Raw genomic sequence first — 6,972 nt, 5'->3', positions numbered from 1 at the left:
AACACTATCCGGCCGCGCGGTCGTCGTGCGCGTCTCGGACGGCGCCGAACTCGGCTCGGCCGTGCTCGACTATCCCCACGCGGTCATGGACACCACCCTTCAGGCCACGGGCGCGAAGCTGCCACCGGAGTGGGCCCTGCAGGTTCCCCAGGACTACGTTGCCGTGCTGAAGAGCGCCGTTCCGGCAGCACTAGCCAGTGCGGGAATCGACCCGGCCCGGGTCATCGGCATCGGCACCGATTTCACCGCCTGCACGATGGTTCCGGTCATCGCCGACGGTACCCCGCTCAACGAGCTGCCGGAGTACGCCGACCGTCCGCACGCCTACGTCAAGCTTTGGAAGCACCATTCTGCGCAGCCGCAGGCCGACCGCATCAACGATCTCGCTACCTCGCGCGACGAAAGCTGGCTGCCCCGCTATGGTGGGCTCATCTCCAGCGAATGGGAATTCGCCAAGGGATTGCAGCTGCTCGAGGAAGATCCCGAGTTGTACGAGCGCATGGACCACTGGGTCGAGGCCGCGGACTGGATCGTCTGGCAGCTCACCGGCCGGTATGTGCGCAACGCTTGCACCGCCGGCTACAAGGGAATCCTGCAGGACGGCGAGTACCCGAGTGAGGATTTTCTCGGGGCGCTCAATCCGGCTTTTTCCCGGTTCGCCCTCGACAAGGTGACCCACGAGATCGGCCAGCTGGGAGCATCCGCCGGCACCCTCACGGCCGAAGCCGCGACCTGGACCGGGCTCCCTGAAGGTATTCAGGTGGCCGTCGGCAACGTGGACGCGCACGTGACCGTTCCCGCCGCGCAGGCTGTGAACCCCGGCCAGATGGTGGCGATAATGGGTACGAGCACCTGTCACGTCATGAACTCCGACCGTCTCGCCGTGGTGCCGGGTATGTGCGGCGTCGTCGATGGTGGCATCGTCTCCGGGCTGTACGGCTACGAGGCTGGGCAGAGCGGTGTTGGCGACATCTTTGCCTGGTACGTCAACAACCAGGTGCCCGCCCGATACGTCGAGGATGCCCGGGCGCTCGGACGGAGCGTGCACGAGCACCTCACCGAACTCGTGAAGGACCAGCCCGTTGGCGGTCATGGGCTGGTGTCCCTCGATTGGCACAGCGGTAACCGGTCCGTGCTGGTCGACCACGAACTCTCCGGGCTCGTCATCGGCACGACCCTCACCACCCGGCCGGAAGAGATCTACCGTGCGCTGCTCGAGGCAACCGCCTTCGGTACCCGCACCATCGTGGAGGCGTTCAACGCGAGCGGCGTGCCGGTGACCGAATTCATCGTGGCCGGTGGCCTGCTCAAAAACGCGTTCCTGATGCAGACCTACAGCGACATCCTTCGCCTGCCGATCAGCACCATCGCGAGTGACCAGGGCCCCGCGCTCGGTGCGGCGATTCACGCCGCAGTGGCCGCTGGCGCCTACCCCGACGTTCGTGCCGCGGGCGAGAAGATGGGCAAGCTCAACAGGAACGTGTATGTGCCCAACGAGGCATCCTCGGCGGCCTACGACGAGCTGTTCCAGGAGTACACGCAGCTGCATGACTACTTCGGTCGCGGCGAGAACGACGTGATGCACCGTCTCAAGGCGCTCAAGCGCCGCGGTCACCGATCGGGAAACGCTGATGTCGGCATGAATGCTTACGGACCTCAGATCGAGGTGGCGGTCGCCCTCGTTCGCGCCGAAATAACCCGACTGCACGCCGAGCTCTTCAGCAACGGGCTCGTGGTTTGGACAGGCGGCAACGTGTCCGGCCGGGTGCCGGGGGCTGACCTGTTTGTGATCAAGCCCAGCGGGGTCGACTATGCCGACCTCGCACCCGAGAACATGATTCTCTGTGACCTCGACAGCAACGTCATTCCCGGCACGCCCGGAGCTGACCGGTCGCCGTCGAGTGACACCGCCGCGCACGCCTACGTCTACCGGAATATGCCAGACGTCGGGGGAGTCGTGCACACGCACTCCACCTACGCCACGGCCTGGGCGGCTCGCAACGAGGCCATCCCGTGCGTGATCACCGCTATGGCCGACGAATTCGGCGGCCCGATCCCGGTCGGCCCGTTCGCCATCATCGGTGACGACTCGATCGGTCGCGGCATCGTGGAGACCCTCACCGGCCACCGTTCGCGGGCAGTGCTGATGGCCAACCATGGCCCGTTCACGATCGGCAAAGATGCTCGCGACGCGGTGAAGGCCGCTGTCATGGTGGAAGACGTGGCTCGCACGGTGCAGCTCGCCCGCGCGGGCGGCGACCTCGTTCCCATTCCGCAGGAATCAATCGATTCTCTGTTCGACCGATACCAGAATGTCTACGGACAAGTACCCCAAGGAGCACTGACGTAATGGCATCTCTCACCACGACCCTCGACGAGTACGAGGTTTGGTTCCTCACCGGAAGCCAAAACCTCTACGGCGAAAAGACCCTGCGCCAGGTCGCCGCGCAGAGCCAGGAAATCGCCCGGGCGCTCGACGCGTCGAGCGACGTGCCGGTCAAGGTGGTCTGGAAGCCCGTTCTGAAGGACTCAGAGTCGATTCGCCGGGCCGCCCTCGACGCCAACGCCGACGACCGCGTCATCGGCCTGATCGCCTGGATGCACACGTTCTCCCCTGCGAAGATGTGGATCGCCGGCCTCGATGCTCTCACCAAGCCGCTCCTGCACCTGCACACCCAGGCGAACGTCGAACTGCCGTGGGCCGAGATCGACTTCGACTTCATGAACCTCAACCAGGCCGCGCACGGCGACCGCGAATTCGGCTACATCCAGACCCGCCTCGGCGTGACCCGCAAGACCGTCGTCGGCCACGTGTCCAACCCGGCCGTGTCCGGCAGCATCGGCTCCTGGACCCGCGCCGCCGCCGGCTGGGCCGCGAGCCGCAGCATGAAACTTGCCCGCTTCGGCGACAACATGCGCTACGTAGCCGTGACCGAAGGCGACAAGACCGAAGCCGAACTCCGCTTCGGCGTGCAGGTCAACACCTGGCCCGTCAACGAGCTCGCTGGGGCCGTGCATTCCGCAACGGATGCCGACATCGACGCGTTGGTCGCCGAGTATGACGACCTGTACGACGTAGTCCCCGAGCTGCGCAAGGGCGGCAAGCGACACGAGTCGCTGCGCTACGGCGCCGCGATCGAGCTGGGGCTGAAGACCTTCCTCGAGGCCGGCGACTTCGCCGCGTTCACCACGAGCTTCGAGGACCTTGGCGCCCTGCGCCAACTGCCCGGCCTCGCCGTTCAGCGCCTGATGGCCCAGGGCTACGGTTTCGGTGCGGAGGGCGACTGGAAGACATCCGTTCTGGTGCGTGTTGCCAACGTGATGGGTTCTGGCCTTCCCGGCGGTGCAAGCCTGATGGAGGACTACACCTACGACCTCACCCCCGGCGCCGAACTGATTCTCGGTGCGCACATGCTCGAGGTGAGCCCCTCACTCACGACCTCGCGGCCGACGCTTGAGATTCACCCGCTCGGCATCGGCGGCCGTGAAGACCCCGTGCGCCTGGTGTTCAACGCCGACCCCGGCCCCGCCGTGGTGGTCGCGATGAGCGACATGCGCGACCGGTTCCGCCTGGTGGCGAACGTGGTCGAGGTCGTCGAACCCACCGCCGCGCTGCCGAACCTCCCCGTAGGGCGGGCCGTCTGGCGTCCAGAACCCGACTTCGCCACCTCGGCCGCAGCCTGGCTGACCGCGGGAGCTGCCCACCACACCGTGATGTCGACCGCCGTCGGCATCGAGGTGTTCCACGATTTCGCCGAGATAGCTCGCACCGAGCTTCTCGTGATAGATAAGACCACCACCCAGCGCGATTTCACGCGTGAGGTGCGTTGGAACCAGGCCTACTACCGACTGGCGCAAGGCCTGTAGGGGGTGGGGAATGAGGACTTTTACCGGTGCCAGTGGTGTGCAATATGAGATCAAGGGCTTCGGCTACCGCGCCGTCGTCACCGAAATAGGCGCGTGCCTACGTGAGCTGGAATTTCTGGGCCGCGAACTCATCATCAGCTTCGCCGTCGACGAACCCATGATTGCGTATCGCGGCGCAGTGGCAGCACCCTGGCCCAACAGGATTGCGGATGGGCAGTACGAAGCGAATGACGTCGTGCATCAGCTACCGATCAATGAACCGATCCGCAATTGTGCACTTCACGGCCTGGTATTTGGCGAGAGGTGGCATCTCGTCTCCCACACGGCAGATGAAGTTACTCTTGGTCTGGATTTGCTGCCCAGTGTCGGCTATCCGTTTCACCTGGCAATGACCGTGACATATTCCGTGACTCTCGCCGGGCTTTCCACTTCGGTCACGGCAATAAACGTGGGTACAGCCACTGCCCCGTATGGGGTCTGCCCGCATCCCTATCTGCGGGCCGGAGACTCAACGCTGAATAGCTGGATTCTGTCGCTCCCCGCAGAACAGTACCTTCAGGTCAGCGACGACCGGCTACTCCCGCTCACGCTTGCTCCGGTGCAAGAAAGCACCTTTGATTTTCGCAAACCGCGCGAGATTGGCTCGACACAAATTGACCATGCCTTCACCGCATTGAGTCGCGACAACGGCTTGGCGACCATCGAAATAAGAGAACCCGGCGGAGGAGGGGTGGCCATGACTTTTGATGCCTCCTGCTCATGGGTGCAAATTCACACCGCTGATCTCCCCGGATCAGAGAACGACCGGTTGGGGCTCGCTGTCGAACCGATGACGTGCGCGCCGGACGCTTTCAATTCCCATGACGGTCTCGTGAGCCTGGCGGCTGGCCAATCGCATCGCGCGGGTTGGACAATCAGCGCCATCCAGTAGGGGCCCGTCGAACTGACGCGGATCATGTCATCGTCGATCCGGTATCGGGTACCGGGCCGCTCTCAAACTGTCCGCGGGTGTAAAGCCGAGGGAGTCAGGGAGTCAGGGAATCGGCGCTCGGCCAGAAATTCTCAATGGCCACCGCGCCTACGCGGTCACAACGTCCAGTGGTGCGATCACCAATGGGCCGCGGTGACGGTAACAGGATCGCTCCTTGACCGTAGTCAGGAACGATCTGCTTCGCGTCAGACGGCCACAGCGTCGCCTTCGGTTGGTAGCCACACGCGCATGGACGACGGGCCACGGTTCGCCCATGAGTAATACGGTAGGAGTTGCACACTCTGGGTCTCCGACGACATTTCCGGTGTGTCCATGCCGTAGGGCCATGCATGGTCTGGTGCCATTATGCCGCGCACGTCGATGGTCACGACACCGTCGACGTCGTTCAGCTCCCCGGTGACTCGCAGGTTGTCGACGCTGCCGGCGAATGGGACATCCGTCGATTCAAGACACAGGACCACCGGCCCCCGCTCGACGGCCCGCTGGCCGCGGAGCGCGTCAATCCGCGGATCCGGTGTGGTCCAACGAGCTGCCACGGGGAGGACAAGTGTGATCTCATCGCCGATGGTGAACACTTGGCGGGTCAAGACCGTCCCCGGGGCCACCTCTCGGGACTCGCCACCCACCCGGAGCTGCGCTCCGGTTGTCGCCCAGGCGGGCACACGAAGGGAGAGGTCCCACTCGGTGTCGAGGGTCTCGGTCACGACCATCCGAATCTCGCCATCGCTGGGGTAGTTCGTCTCAACGCGAACGGCAATCGGACCGCCATCGAGGGCTGCGGACACCTCCCCGGCCGCGTACTGGTGGAGTTGAAGACCGTTTGAGGTCGACGTGGCGAAGTAAGATCCCAACGTTGCCAAGGTACGGGCGACATTGGTGGGGCAGCAGGACACGTCGAACCACGGCGCGCGCAAGCTGGAGGACGCCCGCGGACTCGGTTCTTCAGTGGACGGAGTTGAACCCGGCACGCGCTGGTGGAGGGTGTTCGTGTAGTAGAACGCGCGCCCATCGGCCGCAGGAGACGTCGCGACCACGTTGTAGAGGGTGCGCTCGATCATGTCGGCGTAGCGTTCTTCACCGGTCGCCAAGAGTAGACGGTAGTTGAGCATGATTGAACCGATACCGGCGCAGGTTTCGGAGTACGCACGATCGCTCGGCAGTTCGAAGTCTGAACCGAACGATTCGCCCTCATGGTGGGCACCCATCCCTCCGGTTATATAGGTCCGCCGGGCGACGGTGCGCGCCAGCTGCGTCGACACCGCGTCGATCAGCCCGGCATCGTCGTCCTCCACGCCCAGATCAACGGCACCAGCGGCAAGATAGACCGCTCTCACGGCGTGCCCGCGCAACACTTCGGCGTCACGCACGGGAGTCTCGTCCTGGTAGTAGCTCGGGCCGAGCTCGATGTCGCCGAGCAGGCCATGCCCACGACGGTCGATGAACAACCGAGCCTGGTCGACGTAGCGGCTCTCTCCCGTGTAGCGGCCGAACTCGACCAGCGCCATCTCTACCTCGGGGTGCCCGCAGATCGATTCGATGCCACCCACGCCGAAGACCTCGCAGAGGTGGTCGGCGGCGCGGCGAGCGATGGTGACGAGTGCGTCGTCACCCGCAGTGCGCCCGCGCGCCACGGCGGCCTGCAGGAGATGGCCGTAGCAGTACAGCTCGTGGCCCCATTGGAGGTCGGAGTAGCGCGCGCCCTGGCCAGGCCGGCCGAAGCGGGTATTGAGATAGCCATCCGTCTCCTGGGCAGCTCCGACGCGTGCGACGAGGGCACGCAGACGGGCCTCAAGCTGCTCGTCCTGTGTACGTCCGACCTCCCAGGCCATCGCCTCGAGAAGCTTGTACACGTCGGAGTCCGAGAACTCGCGACCACGCCGATCCGCTGGCAAACGTCCCTCCACGGCGGCGTCGAAATTGCCGATCCAGCCGACCTTCTCCATCCAAGCTTCGCAGTGGCCAATTATGGCCGAGGCATTCAGGTCTTGCATGTCTGCCCAGAAACCGCTCTCGATCCGCACCTCTGACAGTGCGAGAGGGCGGAGCGCACCTCGTGACGGGGCGACGGGGAACGCGGTTGCTAGCTTGTGAGTGAGCACGGGCATGGTGGTCTC

Annotated in this window: 4 protein-coding genes and 1 pseudogene; 4 read left to right on the top strand and 1 reads right to left on the bottom strand. The window is 64.6% G+C overall.

The window, feature by feature from the left end; genetic code table 11:
* From araB to E3T43_RS13080, 4 genes and pseudogenes are all read left to right on the top strand, one after another.
* Window positions 1–1,606 (top strand): annotated as a pseudogene (gene araB, locus E3T43_RS13090) (ribulokinase); the annotation flags it as partial.
* 33 nt (window positions 1,607–1,639) lie between these two features.
* Window positions 1,640–2,350, top strand: coding sequence for an L-ribulose-5-phosphate 4-epimerase (locus E3T43_RS19050; RefSeq protein ID WP_166791328.1), 711 nt, complete (start codon window positions 1,640–1,642; stop codon window positions 2,348–2,350).
* Window positions 2,350–3,867 (top strand): L-arabinose isomerase, encoded by a 1,518-nt coding sequence (gene araA / locus E3T43_RS13085; RefSeq protein WP_134472759.1) that lies wholly within the window; start codon window positions 2,350–2,352, stop codon window positions 3,865–3,867. Before E3T43_RS19050 ends, araA begins: the two co-directional genes overlap by 1 nt.
* A gap of 10 nt (window positions 3,868–3,877) precedes the next feature.
* Complete coding sequence (locus E3T43_RS13080) at window positions 3,878–4,798, top strand: aldose 1-epimerase family protein (protein WP_134472758.1); 921 nt, start codon at window positions 3,878–3,880, stop codon at window positions 4,796–4,798.
* Window positions 4,799–5,043: 245 nt separating this feature from the next.
* Here E3T43_RS13080 and E3T43_RS13075 read toward each other — a convergent pair whose 3' ends face one another.
* Window positions 5,044–6,963, bottom strand: coding sequence for a glycoside hydrolase family 127 protein (locus E3T43_RS13075; protein ID WP_134472757.1), 1,920 nt, complete (start codon window positions 6,961–6,963; stop codon window positions 5,044–5,046).
* Window positions 6,964–6,972 lie beyond the last annotated feature (9 nt).

Source organism: Cryobacterium sp. Hh7 (assembly GCF_004403155.1).
Classification (GTDB): Bacteria; Actinomycetota; Actinomycetes; order Actinomycetales; family Microbacteriaceae; genus Cryobacterium; species Cryobacterium levicorallinum.
This window is presented reverse-complemented; position numbering and strand designations above follow the sequence as displayed.